Origin of the sequence: Novosphingobium sp. JCM 18896 (assembly GCF_025938095.1) — a bacterium.
Taxonomy (GTDB): Bacteria; Pseudomonadota; Alphaproteobacteria; order Sphingomonadales; family Sphingomonadaceae; genus Novosphingobium.
On record NZ_JAPCZF010000002.1, the window covers coordinates 743,856 to 764,220 of the forward strand.

19 protein-coding genes are annotated in these 20,365 nt (G+C 64.1%); 4 read left to right on the forward strand and 15 right to left on the reverse strand.

The window, feature by feature from the left end; translation table 11 throughout:
- Window positions 1–53: 53 nt before the first annotated feature.
- From OLX23_RS09520 to OLX23_RS09565, 10 genes are all read right to left on the reverse strand, one after another.
- Window positions 54–1,172, reverse strand: a complete 1,119-nt coding sequence (locus OLX23_RS09520; RefSeq protein ID WP_264444666.1) for an N-acetylneuraminate synthase family protein — start codon at window positions 1,170–1,172, stop codon at window positions 54–56.
- Window positions 1,173–1,311: 139 nt separating this feature from the next.
- Window positions 1,312–2,262, reverse strand: coding sequence for an NAD-dependent epimerase/dehydratase family protein (locus OLX23_RS09525; protein WP_264444667.1), 951 nt, complete (start codon window positions 2,260–2,262; stop codon window positions 1,312–1,314).
- A 10-nt stretch (window positions 2,263–2,272) separates the two neighbouring features.
- Entirely contained in the window at window positions 2,273–3,631 is a 1,359-nt protein-coding gene (gene rfbH, locus OLX23_RS09530) for a lipopolysaccharide biosynthesis protein RfbH (protein ID WP_264444668.1), read from the reverse strand.
- A complete protein-coding gene (rfbG, locus tag OLX23_RS09535) occupies window positions 3,628–4,722 on the reverse strand; it encodes a CDP-glucose 4,6-dehydratase (protein ID WP_264444669.1) in 1,095 nt (364 codons plus the stop codon). The genes rfbH and rfbG overlap by 4 nt, the downstream gene beginning before the upstream one ends.
- Window positions 4,719–5,489 (reverse strand): glucose-1-phosphate cytidylyltransferase, encoded by a 771-nt coding sequence (gene rfbF, locus OLX23_RS09540; RefSeq protein ID WP_264444671.1) that lies wholly within the window; start codon window positions 5,487–5,489, stop codon window positions 4,719–4,721. The genes rfbG and rfbF overlap by 4 nt, the downstream gene beginning before the upstream one ends.
- A gap of 447 nt (window positions 5,490–5,936) precedes the next feature.
- Complete coding sequence (locus tag OLX23_RS09545) at window positions 5,937–6,323, reverse strand: CopG family transcriptional regulator (RefSeq protein ID WP_264444673.1); 387 nt, start codon at window positions 6,321–6,323, stop codon at window positions 5,937–5,939.
- Window positions 6,324–6,334: 11 nt separating this feature from the next.
- Window positions 6,335–8,368: a conjugal transfer protein TraG gene (locus OLX23_RS09550; RefSeq protein ID WP_264444674.1), complete on the reverse strand. Its 2,034-nt coding sequence runs from the start codon at window positions 8,366–8,368 to the stop codon at window positions 6,335–6,337.
- 164 nt (window positions 8,369–8,532) lie between these two features.
- Window positions 8,533–10,500, reverse strand: a complete 1,968-nt coding sequence (gene rlxS / locus OLX23_RS09555; protein ID WP_264444676.1) for a relaxase/mobilization nuclease RlxS — start codon at window positions 10,498–10,500, stop codon at window positions 8,533–8,535.
- Between the two features lie 332 nt (window positions 10,501–10,832).
- A complete protein-coding gene (locus OLX23_RS09560) occupies window positions 10,833–10,967 on the reverse strand; it encodes a hypothetical protein (RefSeq protein WP_264444677.1) in 135 nt (44 codons plus the stop codon).
- Between the two features lie 335 nt (window positions 10,968–11,302).
- Window positions 11,303–11,623 (reverse strand): DUF736 domain-containing protein, encoded by a 321-nt coding sequence (locus tag OLX23_RS09565; protein WP_264444678.1) that lies wholly within the window; start codon window positions 11,621–11,623, stop codon window positions 11,303–11,305.
- Window positions 11,624–11,981: 358 nt separating this feature from the next.
- Between OLX23_RS09565 and OLX23_RS09570 the strand changes: the two genes are divergently transcribed.
- On the forward strand, window positions 11,982–12,161 hold the full coding sequence (locus OLX23_RS09570; protein ID WP_264444679.1) for a hypothetical protein: 180 nt from the start codon (window positions 11,982–11,984) through the stop codon (window positions 12,159–12,161).
- 233 nt (window positions 12,162–12,394) lie between these two features.
- Here OLX23_RS09570 and OLX23_RS09575 read toward each other — a convergent pair whose 3' ends face one another.
- The 3 genes from OLX23_RS09575 to OLX23_RS09585 form a co-directional block, all read right to left on the reverse strand.
- Window positions 12,395–14,203, reverse strand: a complete 1,809-nt coding sequence (locus OLX23_RS09575) for a ParB/RepB/Spo0J family partition protein (protein ID WP_264444680.1) — start codon at window positions 14,201–14,203, stop codon at window positions 12,395–12,397.
- A 100-nt stretch (window positions 14,204–14,303) separates the two neighbouring features.
- Window positions 14,304–14,753, reverse strand: coding sequence for a DUF2958 domain-containing protein (locus OLX23_RS09580; RefSeq protein WP_264444682.1), 450 nt, complete (start codon window positions 14,751–14,753; stop codon window positions 14,304–14,306).
- Entirely contained in the window at window positions 14,750–15,784 is a 1,035-nt protein-coding gene (locus OLX23_RS09585; RefSeq protein WP_264444683.1) for an ArdC family protein, read from the reverse strand. Before OLX23_RS09585 ends, OLX23_RS09580 begins: the two co-directional genes overlap by 4 nt.
- Before the next feature lie 754 nt (window positions 15,785–16,538).
- Here OLX23_RS09585 and OLX23_RS09590 point away from each other — a divergent pair.
- On the forward strand, window positions 16,539–16,721 hold the full coding sequence (locus OLX23_RS09590) for a DUF3606 domain-containing protein (protein ID WP_264444685.1): 183 nt from the start codon (window positions 16,539–16,541) through the stop codon (window positions 16,719–16,721).
- A 249-nt stretch (window positions 16,722–16,970) separates the two neighbouring features.
- On the opposite strand, the gene OLX23_RS09595 is transcribed toward OLX23_RS09590, so the two are convergent.
- Both OLX23_RS09595 and OLX23_RS09600 read right to left on the reverse strand, forming a co-directional pair.
- Complete coding sequence (locus tag OLX23_RS09595; protein ID WP_264444686.1) at window positions 16,971–17,195, reverse strand: DNA-binding protein; 225 nt, start codon at window positions 17,193–17,195, stop codon at window positions 16,971–16,973.
- Window positions 17,196–17,329: 134 nt separating this feature from the next.
- Window positions 17,330–18,130, reverse strand: coding sequence for a helix-turn-helix transcriptional regulator (locus tag OLX23_RS09600; protein ID WP_264444687.1), 801 nt, complete (start codon window positions 18,128–18,130; stop codon window positions 17,330–17,332).
- A gap of 362 nt (window positions 18,131–18,492) precedes the next feature.
- Between OLX23_RS09600 and OLX23_RS09605 the strand changes: the two genes are divergently transcribed.
- Both OLX23_RS09605 and OLX23_RS09610 read left to right on the forward strand, forming a co-directional pair.
- On the forward strand, window positions 18,493–19,404 hold the full coding sequence (locus tag OLX23_RS09605; RefSeq protein WP_264444689.1) for a HEPN domain-containing protein: 912 nt from the start codon (window positions 18,493–18,495) through the stop codon (window positions 19,402–19,404).
- 679 nt (window positions 19,405–20,083) lie between these two features.
- The gene (locus tag OLX23_RS09610) at window positions 20,084–20,284 is read left to right on the forward strand and encodes a helix-turn-helix transcriptional regulator (RefSeq protein ID WP_264444691.1); all 201 of its coding nucleotides are present in this window, start codon (window positions 20,084–20,086) and stop codon (window positions 20,282–20,284) included.
- Window positions 20,285–20,365 lie beyond the last annotated feature (81 nt).

Consider the following 20,365-nt stretch of genomic DNA (forward strand, 5'->3'; position numbering starts at 1 on the left):
CGGGCTGCGAAAAAGGCCCGGCTTAAGCCGGGCCCGGATGGTATTGGCAGATCTTACTGGTTGACCGCGACCTTGAGGTCGGGAAGCCGGCGCTCAAGTCCGCGATCGGGGACCAGCGCGAGGACCTCGGGGTCGTTGACGTAAGCGGCGTTGATGTCGCCGAGCAGCACCGGCTCGTCGGCCGCCAGCGGCAGCTTGAGTACTTCGCCGCTCTCGAACTCGCGCGTCGAGATCTGACCCTTGAGCAGCGGCACCGCCAGGTAGACGTCGTCGTCGGTCAGGACGTGGCCTGCGGGCAGGTCGCGCTTGATGTAGACGCCGCGGACCAGGGCATCGAGGTATTCACGCTCCGCCTTGGGCACCACGCGCTTGATAGTGCTGGGCCCACCGCACATTTCCTTGGCCTTGTTGAAGGCCTTGAACCACACGTCCGCCTGCTCGGGCTTGGTGCAGTAGGCGCTGACGGGAACGCCCTCATAATCGATGTCAACGTGACGCTCGAACGTGCGCGCGCCCTTGGCATAGGCCATCTGCACCGAATCGTGCCAGTTGTACTGCTCGTGTGTCGACAGGCCGATCGTGATGTCGGGATAGCGCGCCTTGAGGAAGTCGATCTGATTGAGCTCGACGTCGCCGTCCTCGGACGGATAGAGCGAAACGCAATGGTTGAGCGCGAAGGGAATCTTACGCGAGGTGAAGTAGCTAACGAGCGCGTCGAGGTGGTGCGTCTCGGCGCCGCCCGAAGAGGCGATCACCGGCAGGCCGGTCGAGGCGATCTTGCGCAGCAGCGTCTTGTCGCGGATGTCCGAGCTGGCGATCTTGAGGATTTCCACGCCGAACTCGACGCACTTGTCGACCGAAACCTCGTCGAACGGGGTGACCATCGCCACCATGCCGTGTTCGCGCACCCGATCGACCATGGCGCGCAGCTCTTCCCAGGGCATCTGGGTGGCCAGCGTCTTTTTGATGTAGCGGACGTCTTCGGCATCGCGGTAGTCGCGATGAATGAACTCGTCGACGTTGCGGAACTGCAGCTTGATCGACGCGTGGACGCCGTTGGCTTTCACAACCGCGGCGAAATCATCAATGATTTTGAGGCCGCGCTGCAGCTTTCCCCAATGGTTGTTCGCCAGTTCCAGAACGAACAAATCTTCAAAGATATCAACTGCCACGAAGCGTCTCCAAACGTGTTGGGGGTTCTATACCGGCCATCCCACCGGCGTCCACCCTATTGCGATTCTTTTTCAGTAGCGCGCGCTCTGATTGTTTTGCGCCACCGAGCCGGACTTTCACCGATCTTTTTACGGAAATTCACTGAGCCATTTTCACTAACGTAATCTTGCTCGGAACGGTTACGCCCCAAAGCCAAGTGAGGGTGTCTGCAACCTGAACGGATAGCGGTCGGAGTTCGATCCCGAGCTCCATGGCCAGCACCTTGGTTTGGGTAGCGTCGCCGAGGTAGAGGCTCGGCTGACCGAAATTCACGGGTCCGCGCTCGATCGTAATGCTACCCTGCGACGCTGCAGCGACCAGCGCGGCGATATCGTCCATCTCGACGATCTCGGTGCCGCAAAGGTCGATCGCCGTGCCGCGGCCGATGCCGCGGCGGGCCGCCTCGAGCACGAGCGCGCAGAGATCCTCTACGTGGAGGTAGGAGCGGAACACCGGCACGCCGGCCTGGATGCGGATCGCGCCGGCTTCTTGCGCCTGCAACGCAAAGTCCGAGATGGCATAGGACCGCAGCTTGTTAATGTGCGGGCCGGCGATGTTGAAGATGCGGCCGGCGATCACGGGTATGCCGGCGGCTTTCGCCCAGTCGAGGAAGCGCGCTTCCTGGCGCAGTTTGGCCATGCCGTAGGCATGGCGATCGCCGCGTTCGGCGAGCGCGGCCGCGCCCGACGAGGCGACGAACAGGCTGGCGGCCGGTGCGCCGCGCAGCGCGGCGAGCAGGGCTTCGTCGATCGCGTCATTGGCCGCGTCGAACGCGTCGTCGCCGAGCAGGTCGGCCTTTTCCTTGGTCAGATAGGCCAGGTGGATCACATGGGCATCGGCGACGTCATCGGGCGTGATCGCGTCGAGCGCGCGCACGGCCAGGCTCTCGCCCCAAGGCAGCTCCATGGTCCGCGCCTGCGAGGCGAAAGCCGTAACGCGTCCATCCAGCTGTCCGCCTAGAACCCGCGCCAGCGCATCGAGCATCGCCTGACCGATCCACCCCGAAGGGCCGGTCAGCACGAAGCGGGCAGTGGCGGGAAAGGCGGTCATGCGCGGGCTGTCATCCGTTGCGGCGCGTGGCCACGAAGCCTGCGATCGTTTCGACCGTGTAGGCGAGGTGGTCCGGGGTCAAGCCGGGGAAAAGTCCGATCCAGAAGCAGTTCCTGGTGACAATGTCGGCGTTGGTGAGGTCGCCGACGACGCGATAGTTCTGCCCCTTCATGTAGGGCTGGCGCAGCAGGTTGCCGCCGAACAGCAGGCGCGTGCCGATCTTGTACTCGTTGAGGTACTGGACCAGTTCGTCGCGATCGACACCGCTCTTCTCGCGGATCGTGATCGGATAGCCGAACCACGAGGGCGCGCTGTTCGGCGTTGCCTCGGGCAGGATGAACACGTCCTCGAGCGGGCGCAGCAGTTCGGTCAGAATGTCGAAATTGCGCTGGCGCGCGGCAATGAAGCCGTCGAGGTGGCCCAGCTGGGCGAGGCCGACTGCGGCCTGCATATCGGTGATCTTCAGGTTATAGCCGACGTGGCTATAGGTATACTTGTGGTCGTAGCCCTTGGGCAGCGTGCCCAGCTTCTGCGAGAAGCGCTTGTTACAGGTGTTGTCGACACCAGGCGCGCAATAGCAGTCGCGGCCCCAGTCGCGCATCGTTTCGATCGCGCGCTTGTAGTTGGGTTTGTTGGTGAAGACCGCGCCGCCTTCACCCATGGTGATGTGGTGCGCGGGATAGAAGCTCAGCGTGCCGATGTCGCCGAAGGTGCCGACGCCCTGGCCGTTGTAGGTCGCGCCAAGCGCATCGCAGCAGTCCTCGACCACGAGCAGGTCGTACTTCTTGGCGACGCGCATCACTTCGCCGAGGTCGAAGGGATTGCCCAGGGTATGCGCGACCATGATCGCGCGCGTCTTGTCGGTGACCGCGGCCTCGATCATCTCGGGCTTGATGTTGTAGGTCGGGATGTCGACGTCGACGAAGACCGGCACCAACCCGTACTGCAGCGAGGGATTGACCGTCGTCGGGAACCCCGTGGCGACGGTGATGACCTCGTCGCCGGGCTTGAGCGCCTTGTCGCGGACATAGCGCGTCGAAGTCAGCGAGGACAGCGCGAGCAGGTTGGCCGAAGAGCCCGAATTGGTGGTGAGCGCGAAGCGCACGCCCAGGCGCTCGGCGAGCTTGGCCTCGAACTGTTCGTTGAAGCGGCCCGTGGTCAGCCAGAAGTCCAGCGAGGAATCGACGAGCATGCGCATGTCGGTCTCGTCGTAGACCTTGCCCGAGACCTGCACCGGGCTCTGCCCCGGCACGAAGGGCTTGGGCGCGTGGAAGCGGCGGGCATATTCGCCCGTCATGTCCAGGATGAGTGCGCGCAGTTGCGCCTCGTCGAGGCCGGACGGATCGAACATCGGAGTATCGGCGGTCATGCAGCCCCTTTCTGGGAGAGCGCGCGGCGGAAACGGTCGCGGTAGTCGTCGAGCTGGGCCAACGAGATGGCCCGCGCATCACCGCCAACGGCGACGTGGCGATGCCATTCGACGATGCGCGTCAGCGCCGTGTCGAGAGTATAGGCGGGGCGCCAGCCGAGTTCGGCATGGGCCTTGGTGCAATCGAGCTTGAGCAGCTTCGCCTCGTGCGGCTGGACGCCTTCGGGCTGGTCCCAGCCGGGTCGGCCCCAGGCCGTGGTCATGTGCTGGGCGATCCAGCGCACGGGCCGCGTGTCGGCCTCGGCCGGGCCGAAGTTCCAGCCGGTCGCAGTGGCATCGTCACCGGCGAACAGTCGCTGTGCGATCAGCAGATAGCCGCCGAGCGCCTCGAGCACGTGCTGCCACGGGCGGATCGAATCCGGCGAGCGGATCAGTGGCGTTTCTCCGGCGATCATCGCGCGGATCAGGTCGGGGATCAGACGGTCGGCCGCCCAGTCGCCGCCGCCGATGACGTTGCCGGCGCGGACCGAGGCGAGTTTGATCGCGCCGTCCGAGAAGAAGCTGCGGCGATAGGCGGAGACGACCAGTTCGGTCGCGCCCTTGCTAGCGCTGTAGGGGTCGTGCCCGCCCATCGCGTCGTCCTCGCGGTAAGGACGATCGGTCTCGCGGTTTTCGTAGCACTTGTCGCTGGTGATCGCGACGACGGCCTTGAGACCGGCGATCCGACGGCAGGCGTCGAGCACGTGGACCGTACCCTGGACGTTGGTCGCGAAGGTCTCGACCGGAGTGCTGTAGGACAGGCGCACGAGCGGCTGCGCGGCGAGGTGGAACACCACTTCGGGCTGCGCCGCCTGCATCGCCGCCTCGACCGCCGCGAGATCGCGGATGTCGCCTTCGATGTGGGTAACGAGTTCGGCAACACGCGCCTGTTCGAACAGGCTCGGGCTTTCAGCGGGCAGGGCGAAGCCGGTGACCTCGGCGCCCAGCTGCGAGAGCCACAGCGCCAGCCAGGATCCCTTGAAGCCCGTATGCCCGGTGACGAAGACGCGGCGGCCGCGCCAGAAATCATCGTCGATCGAAGGTGGTGTCACCAGATCTTCCACGGCGCGCCGTCCTGCCAGAGCTGCTCGAGGTTCTGCTTGTCGCGAAGCGTGTCCATCGGCTGCCAGAAGCCTTCGTGACGCCAGGCGACCATTTCGCCCGACGCCGCGAGAGTCTCCATCGGCTCCTTTTCCCACAGAGTCTCGGGCGCGTCGATCAGATCGATGACGCTGGGTTCGAGCACGAAGAAGCCGCCGTTGATCAGGCCGCCGTCACCAGCGGGCTTCTCGCGGAAGGCGGTCACCTTGTCGCCGTCGAACTCGAGCGCGCCGAAACGGCCCGGGGGTGCGACGGCGGTGATCGTCGACTTGCGGCCATGCGCCTTGTGGAAGGCGAGCTGCGCCGTGACGTCGACCGAGGAGACGCCGTCACCATAGGTCATGAGGAACGGCTCGTCGTCGGCAAGGTACTTGCGCACGGTCTTGAGGCGTCCACCCGTCTGCGTCTCGGCACCGGTTTCGACCAAGGTGATCTTCCAGGGCTCGGACCGCTTCTCGTGCACCTCGAGGCTGTTCTGCGCGAGATCGATCGTGACGTCGGCGGCATGGAGGAAGTAGTTCGCGAAGAACTCCTTGATCATGTAGCCCTTATAGCCAAGGCAGACCACGAAGTCGTTCACGCCGTGGGCGGAATAGATCTTCATGATGTGCCAGAGGATCGGCATCCCACCGATCTCGACCATCGGCTTGGGGCGCAGGGACGTTTCTTCGCCCAGCCGCGTGCCCAGACCTCCGGCCAGAATAACAGCCTTTGGCAACAATTTGCTCCTGTCGATCACCCCTGATCACGAAGTCATTAGGTACCAATACGGTATCCCGTCAACGTCCGTGACTTGGTCAACCACATCGCCCGCCCCCACGGCGCGCCATGTCGTCTCGGCCGCGCCTGTGGTGCAGGCCGGCTGAATGGCAGATTTATCAGAAGTGTCAGAGGATCGTTCTGCTTCAACGCTCAGGCGGGTCGTCAGGTCGAAGTCCATGGGAATCGAAAATGCAGTGCCGGTGATCTCGCTCGTGCAAACTGCACCGGAGTTTAGAGTGAGCCGCGGCTCAGCCCGCCACTATCGGCAACGAAGCATTCCGGCTGAGCACCTGCCGCGGTAGCCGAGCTCCGTAAAGGTGTGCACTGACCTTAAGCCGCCCTGCAGGCGTTTAGGCTCGCGTTTATGCCGACCGGATTACTCAGCCTTCCGGCTGTCAAAAGGTCAGCGCAAGGTACGCCGGCCGCCGGCAATGGCCTCGCCGACCCTGCGAACAAATGTTGCGAAACGCTCCCTGCCAACGGCGCGCCCGGCATGATCCGCCTCTGGCAGCGGCGCCTGCACCATGAGCTGATAGCGAATGAAGAGGGCGAGCGTTTCCTGAGTCACCTGCCCATCCCGTTCGACGCGGCCGAGTGCCAGCGTCAAACGATCCAGTCGGTGACCGAAGCGCTTCTCGATATCCGACCGGGCCTGGCCCTCGATCCAGGCCGCCAGCGCATCTGCGAGGATGCTCGATTTCGAAACGCCCGGCTTGGCTGCCAGCGCCTCGAAACGGTAAGCCAGACCTTTGGGCAAGAAAAGCTGATAGCGGACCCTTTCTTCCTTCATCGCCTTGCTCCTCAGAATTCCGGAATGTCGGGATCGTCGGGGTTCGACGCTCGGTTGATGCCATGCGCACGATTGATCGGATCGAGACCGTCGGACGGGCCCATGCCACGTTTGTCGGCGGCGGGATCGACGTCGTCCGAATCAAAACCCAGGTTGTCGATCTCCCGACCGACGTCGGGCTTTCCAAGCTGATCTTCGGGGATACCGGGCTCGCGGCCCTGCTCGGGCGAGCTATCCGAGGTGGATGGCGGCGCCCTGTGAGATGGCAGCAACCGCGCGTCGGCGCGCCGTATGCAGCCCGTCCAATCGTCTGACCTGCGCTGCGGCAAACTCGCAGCGCGCTCCTGCGCCAGTACGGGAGGTGGCAACAGGCGCGACTGGAAGGCTCGATGTTCGAAGTAGCGAAACTTGTTGGCGCGGATCGGCGATGTCCCTGAAACCAGGATGATCTCCTCATGGGGAGGAAGCTGCATCACTTCGCCTTGGGTCAATAGCGGCCGCGCGGTCTCCTGGCGGCTGACCATGACATGGGCGAGCCAGGGGGCTAGCCGATGCCCGGCATAGTTGCGCATCGCGCGCTGCTCGGTTGCGACACCCAGGGAATCGGAGATCCGCTTGCCGGTCCGTTCGTCATTCGTCGCGAAGGCGACGCGCACGTGGCAGTTGTCGAGAATCGAATTGTGCTCGCCGTAGGCTTTGTCGATCTGGTTGAGGCTCTGCGACACCAGAAAGGCCCGCACTCCGTAGCCGGCCATGAAAGCCAGGCTCGTCTCGAAGAAATCGAGCCGACCGAGCGCCGGAAACTCGTCGAGCATCAAGAGCACTTCCCGCCGCTGGCTCGCTTCCACCTCACCGACCGTTTCTTCGGTAAGGCGACGGCAGATCTGATTGAGGATCAGCCGCACCAGCGGCTTGGTGCGGCTGATGTCCGAAGGCGGCACCATCAGATAGAGCGACAGGGGATGGTCACCCTTCACCAGGTCCTCGATCCGCCAGTCACTGGCGGACGTGACCTCGGCAACCGTCGGATCCTTGTAGAGACCCAGGAAGCTCATCGCTGTCGACAGCACGCCAGAGCGCTCGTTGTCGCTCTTGTTCAGCACTTCGCGCGCGCACGAAGCGACAACTGGGTGGACCTCCGGCGCCTCCGGGGTACCGCGGTGGTTGGTCGACATCATCTGGTTCAGGGTCGCCGTAAACGTACGATCGGGGTCGGATAGGAAGGTTGCGACGCGCGCCAGTGTCTTCTCCTCCTCCGCGTAGAGCACGTGGAGGATCGCACCGACGAGCAGGCTGTGGCTCGTCTTCTCCCAGTGGCTCCGCTTCTCGAGCGCGCCTTCGGGATCGACGAGGATATCGGCGATATTCTGGACGTCCCGGACCTCATCTTTGCCGCGCCGGACTTCGAGGAGCGGATTGTACTTCGCCGACGACCGATCCGTCGGATTGAACAGGGCCACGTGCGAGAACAGTGCGCGCCAGCCCGCGGTCGTCTTCCAGTTCTCGCCCTTGATGTCGTGGACGACGACTGAACCTAGCCAGCTGAGAAGCGTCGGGACGACGAGACCCACGCCCTTGCCCGAACGGGTTGGAGCAAAGGCGATCACATGCTCGGGACCATCGTGTCGCAAGTAGCGGCCCCGCAGCGATCCCAGGAACACGCCGGCGCCATCGAAGAGCCCGGCCTTCCTTATCTCCCTTGCCGTTGCCCAGCGCGCGGAACCGTAGGTTGTCACGTGCCGCGCCTGGCGCGCGCGCCAGAGTGACCCGATGATCGCGGCCGCGCATCCCAGAAATCCACTTGTCCCGGCGAGCGTCCCGGCTTTGTCGAAGACCTGGGGCGCATAGGCCTCGTAGTGGTACCACCACGGGAAGAGCTGATAGGGCCTATAAATCGGCACGCCGAAGAACTCGAACCAAGCAGGCCCGAGCTCGGATTGATATCTGAGCATGGCGGCACACCACTGCGTGGCGGCCCAGACACCGCCGACGACGATGGCGAAAACAACCAAAACCTGACCGATCAGCAATTTCGTGGGTGTCATTGGTTCAGTCCTAAGCAAGAGAAAACCACCGGACATTTTCCCACGAGGCAAACCTCGACCGAACGACCCTTACGCCGAATCTCACCGCATTCCGCCCCAGGACTCGACAGCAGGGTGTCCGGGTGAGGGGGGCAAGCTCACGATCCCGCCTCGACCTGTCCTCCTCAACTGATCGTCGGCCCGCTGCGTCGGCGCCCAAACGACCAGCTGGGCCCCTCGTCACGCATGATGCCCGATACCTCCTTGCCAATCTGCCGTTCGAGCACAGGTCGCCAAGGCACGAGTGTAAAATCGCGCGACCGCTCGATGAGCGCAAACCGTCCGCTCGCAAGATTTACGCGCCGGACGAACCGCCCCTCGATCGCCTCCCCCTGCTGGGCCGGCGCGAAAGGCAGCCCCAACTCCGCCGAAAGGCTTCCAGCCGAGCGCAGCAGGTCGCGTTGCCGTAGCTTCGTGAGGAGATTTGGCGCGTAGAGCGTCTGCCCACTCTGCTCCTGCGCGAGTTGCTCGGCCACCAGCCATTTCCGGCGCGCAGCCTTCGCGGTCTCGACTTCGCGGCCGAAGCCCGCATCGCGAACCGGCACCGGCACAGAACTGATGAGCTCCTGGTCCAGCCAGGTCGCGCCTTCGACGCCCGGCAAGCGCTCGATTGGCACCTGCGACAACACTTCGACCATGACCGGTCGATCGCGAACCTGCCGCGCTTCGAAAGCCTCCGCCTTTGCGATGTGATCGGCGCCGATCGTCCAGGCGCCAGCGGGGTTCCTTTCCGGCTCACGCGTGAGCCGCCGCATCGCCTCGAGGCGGCGAACATGCGCGGCGATGTATTCCTCCGACGCTCGCGCGTCGAAAAGCTGATGCGCTTCGGACGAGTACAGGCCATGGCTCGCCCCCGCGACGGCGGCGATGGTCCGGTCGACGTCGCGCACCGCAGCCAGCCGCGGCGTCACGCGCACGATGGCATCGGCGGGCAACGGCTCGACCGCATCGCTTCTACCGATCGACACATAATGCGCACGTCCGTCGATGCCATCGACGATCAGATAATGGGTATCGCGATGCTCGTCGGCTAGCCCGCGCATGACGAGGCGGCCGATGACGTGCTGCGCATCCGGCATAGCTGGATCGAAGATCAGGCGCTCCCCCGCCGCGCGGCCAGGCGCCTGCGCGGAGAGCTCGCGTTGCATGGTGCGGATGATGTCACCGCGCTCCCCCATTCGGCGAAGCGTCTGTTCGAGATCCTTGGCTAGGCGCCAGCGGTCTCCTTCAAGCTGTTCTGCAAGCCCCATCGCAGCGAGCTTCTGCAGGCGGCCGGCGCGCAGCGAATGTCGGAACGGGTCGGCGCCGCCAACCCGCACTGTCCGATCATCGCCCATGTCCCTCAGCAATTGCCGATCGATGCCGGTCAGTCGTTCGGCGCTGATGTCCTGGCGCTGACGCGCCTCGATCTCGAGGTCGGTGCGAGGGCCCAAGTCGAGCGTCGCAATCTGCATCGCGCGCTCACGCAGGCCCTGGCTGATATACTCGGGCGCGATGACCAGGTTTTCGCCGCGGTCGTCCTTGCCGCGCAGGATGACATGCGTGTGCGGGTGACCGGTGTTGTAGTGATCGACCGCTACCCATTCGAGGCGAGTGCCCAGGTCCTGTTCCATCTGCGTCATGAGCCGGCGGACGTAGGGCTTGAGGTCGGGATACTGATCGGCGTCCTCGGCCGAGACGATGAAACGGAACTGATGCCGGTCGCCGTCCGAGCGCGCGAGGAAGTCCTTCCCGTCGGCGATGTCGCGATCGGCCGAATAGAGCTGGCCCGGATCCCCCTCTCGCGTCACGCCGTCGCGCTGTACGTATCGTAGGTGCGCCTGTGCCGCGCCCATCCCTTTGCCCATGAGCTTTACGAGCCGCGCCTTGACGATCACGCGCCGCGCCCGAAAGGCCGCACTGCGATCGCCCGATGAGAGGGCCCGGGCAAGGCTCGCGCCGCGACCGATGCGCCGGCCATCGAAACGCCCCCGCGAACCAGCGCGCTTGAGCCCGATCTGGACAGCGGCAGCCATAACCTGGTTCCGGTAGGACGGCGCCTTGCCGCGCTTGCCCATGCGTCCCAGCACCGGTTCGAAGTCTTCGTCCGCCATCGCGCCTCTCCGCGGAGAGCCCTGCTCCCCGGCGAAAACATGGGACGACGCCCCCAGCGCACAAGGAGTCTCGCAAAATCGCCTCAAGACCCCAGCTTTTCTGCGGCTTTCGAAAACCGTGTCTCGCGACGAAAGAGCCTATCTCGCGAAAGCCCCAAAATAAGGATGTGCAGACAACAACTTACCAAATCGCGAGATTTGGTCTCTATCTCGCCATCTCCGCTTCCCGCCACCCTCTCACTCGCTTCCAAACATCGCTGGCCGCTTTCACCTCCGGCGAGGACGCAAAAAGGGCTCCCGAGCGACGGCGCCCGGAAGCCCTGATCTGCTGTTCAAGGGCTTTGTTCTTGAGCCGTAAGTTCGGCCCTGGCCAGCTCCAATTCGGCCGCGATCTGGTCGCGTTCTGCAGCCTCGTCACATGCGGAAAGTTCGGCGCGAAGCTCTTCGATCTGCTGTTCGATGGACATGATTTCCTCCCGATTGTCGTAATGACGGGAGGCGCGCCCGGCGCTGCGCGGCCCGGGTCAAGTACCGCGAAGCGGCCGCGTCAGCGGCGATTGGGGTAACGATTTTTTGCGGGCGAACGGCGCTAGCGGGCCTGCGCAAGTCCCGCGCCGCCCGCAAAAAATGGTGGGTCCCGATCGTCCTTGAGGCGGGTCGCGCAGCGCCGGATACTGGGCGGACCCGAGCAGAAAATTCGTTCCCCACCCTGCCATTTCAGGATGAAAAATCGGCGCATCCGGTAAGCGACGGATGCACAAAAAGGCCCCCGCGCAGATCGCTCCGCGCGGGGCTTTCCGGTTCAGTTGCTGGGGTTCCAGATCAGCGCGAAGGTGTCGTCATCGTCCTGACCGGCGGCGCGGCCAAGGTTCGCGAAGAGCGGCCGGTTGCCGAGTTCGGGCGCCGCCATCGAGATACGAATGTATTCGTTGCCGCTGACCTCACCGGTGCGGATCCAGCCGCCGCCGAGTTCGACGCCGCCGGCGAAGACCCGGTAGTCGGGCTGCTCGCCCATCTTGGCGCGGTTGGGAACGATCTGGATCTCGGCGCTCACAGAAAGCGTGCGGATCGAACCCTTGAAGCTGCCGTCCTGCTGGCGGCTGACGTGACCGATTGCGGGCATGGTAGATCTCCTCGTAAACCCGCCCGGACCAATTCCGGGCGATGGCCGACCGCTGGGGACGGCTTCCAGCCGCGCGGCAAACCGCAGGCCGCAGCGCAGCGGAGGACCGGAGCGGACGGGCTGATTTGGACGCGAAGCGGGCGCGAGGAGCCGCCGCCAGGCGGCGGGGAAATCAGTTCGAACGCGATGGTTTCGGGCGCGTGGCAAGCCGTTCCAGGTCCTGGCCGGAGCTCTGGAATCGGCCGAGATGTCAACGAGGACGTGTCCAATGCCGACCGGGCATCAGCGCCCCGGCGATCCCAAAGCGGGATGATCCACACTGTTCAGAGGCACTGGAAAGACGCTAAAACTCAACGAGATGGGGGATCAGAACAACAGTTTCGACAGCGTGCGGCGGCTGATCGAGAGGCTGGCGTCGGCCCCGGTATGCGATGTCTGCATTGCCGAGCGCCTCGATCTCGCGCCGGGCGAACCCGTCGAGCTCCACACCCACGAACTGGCCGGGATCGACGGCTTCGCCGCAATCTCCACGCCCTAATCCGGTGATCAATCCAGTTCACATGCGGGAAGGTTCGTGTCCCCTAACTGCGGGGAAGTTGGTGTCCGTTGACACGACGTCCGTAACTCTTCCTGTGCGCCCCGGCATTCGCCCTTTGCACTAACGAAAAACCGCCCCGCGAGCCGCATCAGCGGCGAGCGGGGCGGCCGAAAATTCCGCCTGTTCTATGCGAAGATAAGAGGGTGGCGCGGCACCGCGCCACCCTCCGGCAATCACGCGGCCAAAGGCTGCGGCGGCGGCGCGCGGTTTTCCCCGGCCTCATCCTCGCCGGGCGCCTCGCACGACATCGCTTCACGTGCGCCTTCGACGATCTCAGCCGCCACAACCGAGCCCACGCCGCCGCGTTCTGTGTAGGCCGAGGGCGGGAAGGCCAGCCAGCGCGGCACCCAGCCCTCGACCTTCTCGCGGCCATCGGCCCCGGCGAGATGCGCCTCGATAATGCCCTTCAAGGTCTTGCCCTTCTCCTTGGCATTGGCTTGCGCGACCCGCGCGCCCGCCACGTCCTCGACCATCGCGACGAGCACTTCGCGGTCGCGCAAGAGGTCGAAGAACACGTCGTCGGCCTGCCAGTACTGCGCCATATCGACACCGATTTCGCTCGCGACGGCATCGACGGCAGGGCTCCCGGCGTGGAGCGTTTCGCCCATGACGACGGCCAGCACCGCCATGACGTCCTCGTCGCCGAGCGCCATGAGACGCAGGAAAAGCCCTGAGAGACGGAAGCCATCGCCATTGCCACCGGTCACGCGCGGCTCGTCCTCGGCCAAGCCGAGCAGGCGCAGCACCTTGAGCCGGGCGAGATCGAATTCGGCCTCGCCCTTCGACGCCGCAACGCTCTGAGACACCCCATCATCGCGGGTAGCCTGTGGCTCGGGCCTGACAGTCCAGAGCGGCGAACCGACGACGGCATGCGCGACCATCAGCCGCAGCGCCACGCCCGGAGAGCCGAGCAAGGCCGCGCGCGTCGCAGCGTGGCGGTGCAGATCGACATAGGTCCCGAGATTGGCCGTGACCTCGGCACGCACCGGCTTTGCGGCGGGTTGCCCGCCCTCGCCCTTCTCGGCCGCACGCCCTTCCTTCTGGCTGACATAGCCCTCGTGGAAGGTGACCTCGCCGCTTTGCGCCACGTCGATGTAGACGCGCCCGCCCTTACGCTTGGCCGCCTTCTGGTGCTGCCACGCGTGGAACCACTCGCCGCGCGGTACGACGACGACTTCGCGCCAGCCCGCTTCAAGATAGGCGGCGCGGCGCGCCTCGATGGCCTCGTCCTGCTTGGCCCAGAACGCGTCGGCATCGGCGAAATAGGCATCGTCGCCGAAGAGGTCGGCGACCTGCGCCATGCCCTCGGGATCGAACAGCGCGAAGCGCAGCGGGATCGACTGCCCGCCGAGCAGCCAGGACTTGAGGCCTTGGCCCATCGGGGCGCGCTTTTCGGGATCGTCCAGGAGCGCGAGCCATTCGCGCTGGCGCACCTTGCTCGCGAGCGTCAGGTGCCGAACAGTCGCGCGGTCAATCTCCTCGCGGCGATAGAGGTCGCGGATACGCGGCAGCAGGTTGCCGAGTGCGAGCACGCGGCGGACCATGAGATCGGGCATGCCGAAGGTTTCGGCGATCTCGGTGGGGTCGCGGCCTTCCTTCACGAGACGAACGAAGGTTTCCCACTGGGTGACCTCGTCGGGATCGCGGCGCGCGACGTTCTCGATCAGCGAGGCCTCGATGGCGGCGGCATCGTCGCCCTCGTCGAGGATCGCGCAGGGCATCGGGTCGGCTTCGAACGCCTCGTCCTCCCCGCAGGCGGCACGGCGCTCCTCGGCCACGGTCAGCGCCGCATGCAATCGCCGCGCGCCCGCGACGACCTCGAAACAGTCCGGCGCGCAATTGGGCCGAACCAGCAGCGGCACGATGACGCCGCGCTGGCGCACGGTCGGCAGGATATCCGAAATATCGGGAGCCTTGCGCGAATGGCGCATGTTGGCCTTGCTGACGCTGAGCTTGTCCAAGGCGATGAATTGGAGTTTCATGACAGGTACCTCAACATGGGTGCCGGTCCGCCTATTGGCTTCGATCCCTTGCGGCGGGCCGGCTTTGGATGGGCGGCGAACGGCCGCCCGCGTCATCCGCCTAGTCCTCGCCGTCTCGATCGGCGCGGGGCGGAAGCTGGGAGCGGCCTGACGCACCATCGGAATGGCGCGCGGCGGCGCGGAAGCTGGCTTCGGCATGAAGGATCGACCCGGCGCGGCGCGCGGCCTCGGTCCACTGCGACAAGGTCTTGTCGGTCCTGAAACCGAGATCGCGCTCGATCCTGAGGCCAAAGGGCAGGCGTACGTCGGCGATCTCGGAGAGGCTGAACACGCCGGGTTCCGGGAACCCGAATCCGAGGTCGGCGAGCCCGAACAGCGTGTCGTCGTCGGCATAGAGTTCGCTCGCGAGCCACGTCGCCGGGCCGAGCGGATTGAACAGCTTGACGACCGGAATGGGATCGGGCGCTTCCATGCCATCGCGGTCGGCGGTGCGGCGCGCGAAGTGATTGAAGCGGAGCGAGGCGCGTAGCGCGGGAGGCAGGACGATCATGCCGCGTCCCCCACCCGCGCTGCAGCGCTTAGTCCGGTATCCTCGAATTCGCCATCGGCGACTTCGTCACCGATTTGCCCGGCTCTACCCTGCACAATCTTGGCCTCGGCATGGCGGCCGAGCAGCCAGTCGGCAGCCTTGCTGGCTTGGCTCGCCGCGCGGAAGATCGCGCGGTTGTCCTCGCTCAGCACCTCGAACCAGGCGCCGATATAGTCGGAATGGCGCACGGTCGGGACGATCCCGAGCGCGGCGCAGACGAAAGCCGAGCCCATCTCGGCAACGAGTTCCTCGCGTGCATAGCCGGGCGAGCCGAAGGGATCGTCCATCGGCCGCGCGAGCCGCGAAGCATGCCCCGTCGCGTGGGTCAGCTCGTGGAAGACCGTGCGATAGAAATTGATCTGGTCGAAGAACAGCGGCTGGGGCGGCACCTGCACGAAGTCCGCCGAAGGCCGATAGAAGGCCTTGTCCCCGCCGATCCGAAAATCGATGCCCGAGGCCGCGACGACCTCTTCGGCCGCAACGACGATCTCGCGTTCGGGCAGCGGCGCGGGAGTGGCCTCGATCCGTTCGGGCAGGCCATCGCACTGGGCGACGTTGAACAGGGTGAAGCGCTTGAGGAAGGGCACGTCCCGCGCCTCGCCGCCCGTCTCGAGCGCGCGCGCTTTCTCGCTCTCGGGCGTGAAGCGGTCGGCATAGACGACGCCGGTTCCCTTCTCGCCGCGCCGCACCGAGCCGCCAAGGTCCTGTGCTTGCCGGAAGGTCAGCCAGCCCTGCGAGGGATAGCCGCCCGCGATGACCGCGCTCCAGAGGATGAGGACGTTGATCCCCGAGTAGGGCCGCCTCGATGCCGCATTGCGCGGCAGCCCCGCGCCCGTGGCCCCGGCAAGCCCCCAAGGCTGCACCCATGGCAGGCGGCCTTCGGCAAGCTCGGCGAGAATGCGGCTCGTCACCTCGTCGTAGAGACAGGCCCGCGCTTCTCGGCGCGGCGCGCAAGATTGCCGGTTGACGGAACGGTTGGGATGCTGGCGCAAGGATCACCTCCACACGCCGCCCCAAAAGCCCCATGGCCTTCCCCCGAAAGCGGAGGGTGGGCGGCGAGACGACCTGCCGGCCGCGCCCAGGAGGGGGCCCGCACCCGTAGGGCCGCAACGGAGTGGAGGAGCCGGCGGAACGCCGGCTTGCGGGGCACCGGCGCGCGGCCAGAAGGGCGCGCCGCTCACCCGCCGCGCGTCGGGGACAGGCCACCAACAACGACGCCGCGCCCACGAGGCGCGGCGTCCGCTTCCCGGAGCGCGACGGCGCTCCGGCCCGCCACAGGATCGTCACCTTCGGCCGGGACGCAGAGCGGCCCGGCGGAGCTTGGCGAGCGGCAAGCGAGCCTAGCGCAGTAGAGCGTGGTCGCCCCGCCGGGGCGAGGCGGCGAATGTCCTTCAGGCTGGACTCGCTCCGACGCTCGCCGGATTCGCCTCGACGCAGAGGTTAGAGGGCAGAGGAACCCGAGACTCTCTCCCCGCATAGTCCAGGGCATAGCAATCACGATCACAGGGATCCCGCCCCCATCGAACGCGTCGGCTACGACCCGGGCACCAGGGCATTGACCCGTCTGGTTCCGCGGCAGTCGCCGCTAAGATTTCTCAGACGTTCCCCCCGAGGTCTACGAACAGCTCTGCGGCGGCGATGAGCAGGATCCTCCCCGATGCGACCGCATGGCCGACCCAGCGTTCCCCAAGCTCGGCTGCCACCGCCAGTGACGCGGATCACAACAACCAGAGAAGGAATAGACGAATGTCAGACGACAAGACGGAGCAGGGTATCGACCGCAGGTTCGTCGCATCCGGCGAGGACTACGAGGTCCGCCATTTCGCGGAACGACATGACATCTCGATCGAACAGGCCGAGAGGCTGATCGAGCAACACGGCAACGGCCGGACAAAGCTGGATGAGGCGGCAAAGGCGCTCAAGGTCTGACGACGATCTACCTCGAAGCGACAAAAGGCGGGGAAAGCTCGCACCGACGGTCGCAACCAAAATGACGAAGCCGCCTTGATCCGCTAGCGGGCGGGCCATGGCGTTCCTTTGCAATTTTGGCCAGCACAAGCCCTCGGTCCACTCGCTTCGCCACCTTAAGGATGGCGGCGACGGGCCACCAGGTCCCGCGCCCTTAGACCAAAGGTTCGCCCGTACCGATTGCCTGTCCTCCATCAATCCGCGGGCAGCTCAGACAATCTTGCCTCCCCCTCCCGTGCTTTCCGACCAAAGCACGACGTCCTTGGCATGGTAGCTGATGCGCCTGCAGTGCCGGCGATATCGCGGCCCTTCACCCCGCGCTCGAAGCTGCTCGAGATAGCGCAGCGACACGCCCAGATAGTATGCGACCAGCTTGGGATTGACGAAGGGGCAAGCGCCAGGCTCTAGTGCCCGCGCGAACGCGTCGTCGGCCATAAGGACCTCCAAGAGAGGATCTGATTGATGAACACGCACTTGGCGCTGAGGCACCGGAAGCTACTCTCGGTCCGCAATCGCCGCGCCGAGAACGCCAGCAGTATGGATCGCTAGAAGGCGGTGGGACAATCCCCCTAAATGGGGATGGTCCAGGTTCTCAGCTCGTCGAGGCTGAGCAGCCCATAGTCCACAGCGGCCAGCCCGAGCTGGCCGCGCCGACACACGCCGAGATTTCCGCGTCCGGACTTGAGATAGGTGGTGACCGTCGACGGCGCTAGGCCGAGTTCCCTACCAATTTGTTTGTCGGATTTACCTTGGCTAGCGAGTTCCACGCACCTCAATTGCTGCCGGCTCAAGTGCGGCGCGCGAGGAAGACCGCCGGGATGTCGCAGATAGAACAGTGCCTCGAAAGCCGCTTGGGCCAATAGCCTTGCCATCCCGAGCGCGCCGACCGGCAAGGGCTGACCGGTCTCGGTCGCGAAAGAGCAAGAGGCCGCGCGCTGGCCGGGCACGTAGAGCGGCACGGTGAAACCCTCACCGAGGCCCGCCTTACCCGCATCGTCGAGCATGCGGCGCTCCGCGTCGGATAAGGACAACAGGGCGTGCAGTTCACGCCACGCGAAACTTCGCGGTCCCTGGCGCACCAGCCGCCGCGTCGGATCGTGGCGATGGAGCCCGGCCTTCACATAGGTCTCTGCCCATCGGACCGGATAGTTCTGCAGGAAGATCAAGCCTGGTGGCCTGTCGGTCAGATCGGCGTGTTCGACGAGGGCGTGAAAGGGAAATCCGAGCTCTCGCGCCACCAGACCGAGATGCTCCGACAGCACATCCATCCCGAGCGACGACCTCAGGCGATCCTCGATCTCCGAAAATCTCGAGAGATCAATGCCACCGTGGACGGAATTCAACAATAGTGGGGAGCGATCATCAGTCATGTGCGCGACTCCAACTGTCATCAAAATATAGTTGGACGGCGCCCCCTGCCATACCTACGTTTCCAGGTGTTGACTAAGACTAATTCAGAATGGAGCGATCCCATAGCCCCCTTCGGAACCGGCGCACCGCATCGCCGCGGCATTTTCAAATCACTGCGACCAGAACCTATGGAATGTGCGACCTTACTATTCAAAGAGGCAGAACTATCCAACCGCGGCTCAGGGCGCACCAACCGCTCGCATGTCCCGAACCCGGCGCCATTGCTTTTTGCGCGCGAGGCGGCGAGATTGCGCCATGATCCGCGCCACCCTCCTTCTCACGTCCGAACCTAGCCCGCACCGCACCGCCTAGCACGCCTGACATGCACGACGACCTTTCGCATCTCCCAGCAAAACAGCAGGCGGAACTGGCCCGCGCGAGTAAGATTCTCATGGAGGAATTCGAGAAGGCGACCGCGCTGGCCAACGCGACCTGGAAGCGCGAGGGCCGGATCCTCAAAGTGATCCTATTCGGATCCTACGCGCGGCACGACTGGGTCGACGACCCGCAGAACGGCTACCAGTCAGATTTCGATTTGCTCGTCGTGGTCAGCCACGAGAAGCTGACCGACATCGCCGAGTACTGGTACATAGCGGAGGACAAGATTCTGCGCGACGAGATGATCGACCGCCAGGTCAACATCATTGTCCACGATCTCAGCGACGTAAACCAGGCGCTCAAGCGCGGCGAGTATTTCTGGGCCGACATCGTGCGCGACGGCATCCTACTCTACGAGCTGCCCGGGCATCCACTGGCGGCGCCAATGCCGCTATCGAAGTTCGACGCCGTCAGGATGGCGGAACGGTATTTCATTGAGACTTCAGAAAACATCGAAGTTCAGCTGGAAACTGTGCAATTCCAAGCCGTGCGCGGCATGAAACACCTAAAATGGCGAAAGGCAGCGGCATTCTCATTACATCAAGCTGTCGAGAAGATTTACGCCTGCTTCCTTCTTACTACGTCTTTCTATTTCCCGAAATCGCATAATATTAAATTCCTTCGATCCCTTTCTGAATCCAAGAATCATGAGCTCAGCAGAGCATGGCCTCGGGCAACTAAACTCGATCGTCGGCGGTTTGAACAGTTGAAGCGGGCTTACGTCGAGGCACGATACTCATCGAACTACCGCATCTCAACTGAGGATCTCAATGAACTTTATGAGCAGTCGAAGCATTTACGACGCATTGTGATAGAAGTGTGCGAGGCTCATATCGCCCAGCTGGCCCGCCCCTAGATTGGCAAACGCGTTGGACGAAGGCGAGTGACCGGACTTCGCACTCGGATCGCCCAAGCTGCCCTTCGTTAAGCGGATAGCGCATCTGGTTTGGACCATACTGCCAACGTGTGCTGTTACCATCGAATCCATGTGTGACCGCGGCACCAGGTGCGCGTTCTCGCCCTAATCAAAAAGTAGCGACGCTCAACGTGGAGGGGGCTTGTCAACTCGCCCGCACAGGCCGCTTGAAATGCATCCATATGAAGGCGGCAGCCACGCAAATTGACCAAGTGCCATTGCGTGTCCGTAGGCAGCGTATGACCTCGCGCACTGCTATTTGAACTTAGCCGCGTGGGCTTCTAAATTTTACGACGTTCGTCAGGGGGATGGGGCTCGGACGGCGGGCGAGTACGCCGCGCGCCTTGCAGCATCGCGGGTGTGCCCACCTCACAGCGGCGATTGGCTCACGACTCGCGTAGCCGCGACAGGCATGGTCGGCTCTCACGCCTGAAGAACCGATGCCATTGCGCTCAGGCGCAATTTTTCATTCGGTTTGATAATTTCGCCCCTGAATGGCTAGGGCGAAGGATCAAATACCAAGAAATGGGGGTGCGTAGTTATACGATTGCGAAAACGCCATTTCGTTCTCAACTTTCCACAAAGGGGAATTCGACCCTGGCAGTTGAAGGGATTTGTAATGACAGAGGAATCGCCCGAGAGAATTTTGCGTCTGAAGGAAGTTCTTGTTCGAACGGGACTCAGTCGTGCAACAGTTTATCGCAAAATCTTAGATGGTACTTTCCCGTGTCAACGCAAGCTCAGCGCTCGCTGTTCTGGGTGGTTAGAATCAGAGATTATGAACTGGATAAAATCCACTGTACTGTGCAGCCATCGATGATACTGGCATGTCACTAGGTGGGTTCACCGATTGACATCGAACGCCTATTTTCTGACTCGCGGTGAACAGAATCCTTCCGAC

Excerpts from the sequence above, each read along its gene's own strand:
- OLX23_RS09560 (WP_264444677.1), bottom strand. The coding sequence starts at position 10,967 with ATGTCCATCGAACAGCAGATCGAAGAGCTTCGCGCCGAACTTTCCGCA.
- OLX23_RS09570 (WP_264444679.1), top strand. The coding sequence starts at position 11,982 with ATGGGGGATCAGAACAACAGTTTCGACAGCGTGCGGCGGCTGATCGAG.
- OLX23_RS09580 (WP_264444682.1), bottom strand. The coding sequence starts at position 14,753 with ATGATCGTCCTGCCTCCCGCGCTACGCGCCTCGCTCCGCTTCAATCAC.
- OLX23_RS09595 (WP_264444686.1), bottom strand. The coding sequence starts at position 17,195 with ATGGCCGACGACGCGTTCGCGCGGGCACTAGAGCCTGGCGCTTGCCCC.
- OLX23_RS09525 (WP_264444667.1), bottom strand. The coding sequence starts at position 2,262 with ATGACCGCCTTTCCCGCCACTGCCCGCTTCGTGCTGACCGGCCCTTCG.
- OLX23_RS09610 (WP_264444691.1), top strand. The coding sequence starts at position 20,084 with ATGACAGAGGAATCGCCCGAGAGAATTTTGCGTCTGAAGGAAGTTCTT.
- OLX23_RS09575 (WP_264444680.1), bottom strand. The coding sequence starts at position 14,203 with ATGAAACTCCAATTCATCGCCTTGGACAAGCTCAGCGTCAGCAAGGCC.
- rlxS (WP_264444676.1), bottom strand. The coding sequence starts at position 10,500 with ATGGCGGACGAAGACTTCGAACCGGTGCTGGGACGCATGGGCAAGCGC.
- rfbH (WP_264444668.1), bottom strand. The coding sequence starts at position 3,631 with ATGACCGCCGATACTCCGATGTTCGATCCGTCCGGCCTCGACGAGGCG.
- OLX23_RS09550 (WP_264444674.1), bottom strand. The coding sequence starts at position 8,368 with ATGACACCCACGAAATTGCTGATCGGTCAGGTTTTGGTTGTTTTCGCC.
- OLX23_RS09600 (WP_264444687.1), bottom strand. The coding sequence starts at position 18,130 with ATGACTGATGATCGCTCCCCACTATTGTTGAATTCCGTCCACGGTGGC.
- OLX23_RS09565 (WP_264444678.1), bottom strand. The coding sequence starts at position 11,623 with ATGCCCGCAATCGGTCACGTCAGCCGCCAGCAGGACGGCAGCTTCAAG.
- OLX23_RS09605 (WP_264444689.1), top strand. The coding sequence starts at position 18,493 with ATGCACGACGACCTTTCGCATCTCCCAGCAAAACAGCAGGCGGAACTG.
- OLX23_RS09590 (WP_264444685.1), top strand. The coding sequence starts at position 16,539 with ATGTCAGACGACAAGACGGAGCAGGGTATCGACCGCAGGTTCGTCGCA.
- OLX23_RS09545 (WP_264444673.1), bottom strand. The coding sequence starts at position 6,323 with ATGAAGGAAGAAAGGGTCCGCTATCAGCTTTTCTTGCCCAAAGGTCTG.